Source organism: Kitasatospora sp. NPDC091257 (genome assembly GCF_044757675.1).
In the GTDB taxonomy this organism is placed as follows: domain Bacteria; phylum Actinomycetota; class Actinomycetes; order Streptomycetales; family Streptomycetaceae; genus Kitasatospora; species Kitasatospora lactacystinica.
The window spans coordinates 1-3265 of record NZ_JBIVVI010001043.1 but is presented as its reverse complement, the minus strand read 5'-3'; the positions used below and the strand labels follow the sequence as shown (position 1 = coordinate 3265).

General features: G+C 73.4%; 4 protein-coding genes. All 4 read right to left on the bottom strand.

What is annotated here, in order from left to right:
* Positions 1–22: 22 nt before the first annotated feature.
* Positions 23–679 (bottom strand): thymidine kinase, encoded by a 657-nt coding sequence (locus ACIQOV_RS34040; RefSeq protein WP_380551291.1) that lies wholly within the window; start codon positions 677–679, stop codon positions 23–25.
* A 70-nt stretch (positions 680–749) separates the two neighbouring features.
* Positions 750–1937: a nucleotide pyrophosphatase/phosphodiesterase family protein gene (locus tag ACIQOV_RS34035; protein WP_359913253.1), complete on the bottom strand. Its 1188-nt coding sequence runs from the start codon at positions 1935–1937 to the stop codon at positions 750–752.
* Between the two features lie 44 nt (positions 1938–1981).
* Positions 1982–2581, bottom strand: a complete 600-nt coding sequence (locus ACIQOV_RS34030; RefSeq protein ID WP_359913254.1) for a DUF5998 family protein — start codon at positions 2579–2581, stop codon at positions 1982–1984.
* Between the two features lie 91 nt (positions 2582–2672).
* Positions 2673–3265 (bottom strand): acetate--CoA ligase family protein (locus ACIQOV_RS34025; RefSeq protein ID WP_401054653.1); only part of this gene is annotated, 593 nt, incomplete at its 5' end.

Genomic DNA, 3265 nt, shown 5'->3' with positions numbered 1-3265 from the left:
CCCCTCGGGCCTGCCGATCCCCTCAGGCCTGCTGCTCCTCGAAGGGCAGCACGTCCGGGGAGAGCACCGAGGCGCGCGCCGTCGCGGCGGTCAGCCGGCGGCGGTGGTGGCGGCGGCACAGCACCTCGTAGCCGACCTCGTCCCGGTCCACCGAGATGTCGCCGATCACCACCTGCGCGCCCTCGACCACCATCACCCCGCCGACCGTCCGGGCGTTGTGGGTGGCCCGGGCGCCGCACCAGCACAGCGCCTCGACCTGGAGCACCTCCACCCGGTCGGCCAGCTCGATCAGCCGCTGCGAGCCCGGGAACAGCCGGGTGCGGAAGTCGGTGGTGATGCCGAAGGTGTAGACGTCGATGTCCATCTCGTCCACCACCCGGGCCAGCTGGTCGACCTGTTCGGCCGCGAAGAACTGCGCCTCGTCGCAGATCAGGTAGTCCACCCGCCCGCCGGCCGAGATCCGCTGCACCACGTGCGCGTGGAAGTCGAAGTCGTCCGTCACCTCGACCGCGTCGGCGCGCAGGCCCAGCCGGCTGGAGATCGTCGCCGCGCCCGCCCGGTCGTTGCGGGTGAGGATCACGCCCTGCCGGCCGCGCGCGGTGTGGTTGTGGTCCATCTGCAGCGCCAGCGTCGACTTGCCGCAGTCCATCGTGCCCGAGAAGAACACCAGTTCAGCCATGGGTGGAGCAAAGGCCTTTCAAATCAAGGGAGTTCGGGCACAGATAAGTCAAGTGGGCGGCGCGGCCCGGCTAGCCGCGGACTTCGAGCAGCGGCACGAACTGCTCGACCGGGGTCATCGAACCGTGCAGACCGATCATCGCGGACTCGCCGGGCTCGTTGCGGGAGGCGACGATCGCGATGTCGTCGCGCGCCGCGGCCACCACGTCGCCGATCCGGGCGTACACCCGCTCGTCCACCGTCGGACCGAACCAGCCCGCCTCGATCGCCCGGTCCCGGGTGGCCACCCACATCCGGTCGCCCAGCACCTCGCTCCAGACCGCGTGCACATCGGCCGCCGCACCCGGCACCGCGTACACGTGCCGGGCCCGGCCCTCGCCGCCGAGCAGGGCGACGCCGGCGCCCAGCTCCCAGTCCTCGTCGAAGTCGATCCGGTCCTCCGGCGCGATGTCGATCATGCCGTGGTCGGCCGTCACGTACATCGCCGAGCGCGGCGGCAGCTGCGCGGCCAGCCGGCGGGCCAGCCGGTCCACCGCGTCCAGCGTCATCCGCCACTCGTCCGAGTCCACCCCGAAACGGTGGCCCGCACCGTCCAGCTCGCTGACGTAGGTGTACACCAGCGCCCGGTCGTGCTCGGCCAGCCAGGAGGCCGCCAGGTCCATCCGCTCCTCGCCCGTGGTGCGGCCGAGGAAGGTGCCGCCGGACAGCGCCACCCTGGTCAGCGGGGTCTGGGCGAACAGCGGGGACGAGACCTGTGCGGTCGCCACCCCGGCCTGGTGGGTGCGCTCGAAGACCGTCGGGTACGGCTGCCAGGCGTGCGGGTCGGTCGGCGGCTGCCAGCGCAGCTGGTTCATCAGGTAGCCGGCGCCCGGCACCGCCACCGTGTACCCGGCCAGGCCGTGCAGGCCCGGCGGCGTGCCGGTGCCGACCGAGGCCAGCGAGGTCGCCGTGGTCGACGGGAAGCCCGCGGTCAGCGGACGCCCGCTGCCGCCCAGCGAACTCCCGACGAGCGAGGACAGGAACGGCGCGTACTCGGGGTGGCGCAGCAGCAGCTCCCAGCCCAGGCCGTCCACCAGGAACACCACCACCCGGTCCGCCGGGGCGATCGGGAGCGTCGCGGTGAACCCGGGGACGCCAAGCCCCGCCGCCACCGAGGGCAGCAGGTCGCACAGCGAGCCGCTGCCGTACGGGGGCGCGGGGGCCGTGGCCGGGTCAAGGATCTCGAAGGCGTCGTAGCCGTCGGCAGGAACGAAGGACATGGAACCGGATTCGTAGCGGTGCGGTCGGTCGGATGCGGCGGAGCTCAGACCCGCGGGCTGGTGCTGATCGTCGCGTCGGACAGCGCCCGGGCGAACACCAGCGCCTGGGCCACCGTCTCCGGGCCGTCGCCGGCCTCGCTCACCCGCAGGGAGAGGTCGTCGGCCGTGGCCGAGCCGGTGTAGCCGTGGTCCGCCTCGCAGTTCGGATCCGAGCAGCCGGCCGGCTCCAGGTCCAGGCGCTGCACCGCGCCCCAGCCGATCGTCAGCACCACCTCGCGCGGCAGGGTGCCCGGGGTGTACGTCTCGGGGTTCGCCACCATCCGGCTCAGCACGACCGAACCGATCCGGTCCAGCCGGACGCTCTCCGTCGACGTCGTCGCGAACGGCACCGCCGGGCTGCCCTCGGCCCCGGACTGCTCGTCGGTGTGGCTCACCACGAACCGGGTCGGGGTGAGCACCAGCACCGTCACGTGCCGGCGCACCTCGTTGGCGTCGAACGTCGTCTCCTGGTGCACCAGGTAGGAGCTGATCGGCTCCGGGCCCACCGCGGACTCGACCGCCTCGGACACCAGGGCCGGGTAGTAGCCGCTGCGCTCGATAGCCGAGCGCAGGTCCTGAGTGGTGGTGGTACCGGTCTTCGCCATATCTCCATCCTGGCATGGTCCGCCGACGAAGCGGGCGGCACGGCGCCGAGCTTCGGACAACAGCGCCCGGGCAGGGCGCAACCAAGGAAGGTTACAGCGTGCTCATCGCGCGCGGGCCCAGATCGCTGCGGACCGGCAGGGGTGCGACCCGTACCCGCGCCCCCAGGATCGCCAGTCCGTGCGGGGCCACGACCACCGGTTCGAGATCCACCGAGGCGATCTCCGGAACGTCGTCCACCAGCTGCGAGACCCGCAGCAGCAGTTCCTCCAGCGCGCCGGTGTCCACCGCCTCGGCGCCGCGCCAGCCGAACAGCAGCGGCGCCGCCCGGACCTCCCGGATCAGTCCGGCGACGTCCTGGTCGGTGGCCGGAACCAGCCGGTGCGCCGTGTCGCCCAGCAGTTCGGCCGGCGCACCGGCCAGGCCGAAGGAGAGGATCGCGCCGACCGCCGGGTCCACCGTGGCGGCGATCACGGTGTCCACGCCGCGCGGCGCCATCCGCTGGACCACCAGCTCGGCCTGCGCGGCGCCGCCGAGCAGCGCGTCCAGTTCGCGGTGGGCGCGGCGCAGGCCCGCCTCGTCGGTCAGGTCCAGCCGGACGCTGCCCAGGTCGGGGCGGTGGCGCAGGTGCGGGGCGGTCGCCTTGAGGGCCACCGGGTAGCCGAGCGTCCCCGCGGCCCGTACGG

Excerpts from the sequence above, each read along its gene's own strand:
- ACIQOV_RS34040 (WP_380551291.1), bottom strand. The coding sequence starts at position 679 with ATGGCTGAACTGGTGTTCTTCTCGGGCACGATGGACTGCGGCAAGTCG.
- ACIQOV_RS34035 (WP_359913253.1), bottom strand. The coding sequence starts at position 1,937 with ATGTCCTTCGTTCCTGCCGACGGCTACGACGCCTTCGAGATCCTTGAC.
- ACIQOV_RS34030 (WP_359913254.1), bottom strand. The coding sequence starts at position 2,581 with ATGGCGAAGACCGGTACCACCACCACTCAGGACCTGCGCTCGGCTATC.